Raw genomic sequence first — 238 nt, 5'->3', positions numbered from 1 at the left:
GCAATATTGACACCGTCGCCCCGAAGATCGCTCCCGACAACCACCACATCGGCGATGTGCAGTCCGAAGCGCATGTCGACGGGTGCGGCTCCCGGAACGGCAGACACGCTGTAGCGTGCCTCGATAGCCGACCTGATTGCGTTCACGGGGCTGCCAAATTCAGCCAGAATGGCGTCGCCCGCCGTTCCGAACACCCGGCCGTCGTGGCGCACGACGACATCCTCGACGACTCTGAGGC

Annotated in this window: 1 protein-coding gene; it reads right to left on the bottom strand. The window is 64.3% G+C overall.

Going from position 1 to position 238, the window contains the following annotated elements; all coding sequences use genetic code 11:
- Nucleotides 1–212, bottom strand: a 212-nt coding sequence (locus tag ACPYOM_RS23820) for a nucleotidyl cyclase domain-containing protein (protein ID WP_481347879.1), incomplete at its 3' end; no start/stop codon positions are given.
- Nucleotides 213–238: the final 26 nt, after the last annotated feature.

Source organism: Monashia sp. HAY1-2A, from assembly GCF_056755315.1.
The sequence above is the reverse complement of the archived record's forward strand: the minus strand, read 5'-3'. Positions and strand labels throughout refer to the sequence as shown.